General features: G+C 70.0%; 1 protein-coding gene. It reads left to right on the forward strand.

Annotation, left to right across the window (positions count from 1 at the left end; genetic code table 11):
• The coding region (locus tag SB717_RS38200) for a DUF7927 domain-containing protein (protein ID WP_410908404.1) at positions 1-250 on the forward strand (250 nt) is incomplete at both ends.

Genomic DNA, 250 nt, shown 5'->3' on the forward strand with positions numbered 1-250 from the left:
GTCCGGTCACCCCGGGCACGAAGGTCACGTACACGGTGACGGTGACCAACACCGGCACGGCCGCCTACACGACGGCGAGCCCGGCCTCCTTCACCGACGACCTGACCGCGGTGATCGATGACGCGACGTACAACGGAGACGCGAACAACGGCGCCACCTACGCCGCGCCGACGCTGAGCTGGTCCGGCCCGCTCGCGGTCGGCGCGACCCGGACCGTCACCTACTCGGTGACGGTGAACAGTCCCGACAG

This window comes from Priestia sp. SIMBA_032 (assembly GCF_046535215.1).
Lineage (GTDB): Bacteria > Bacillota > Bacilli > Bacillales > Bacillaceae_H > Priestia > Priestia aryabhattai.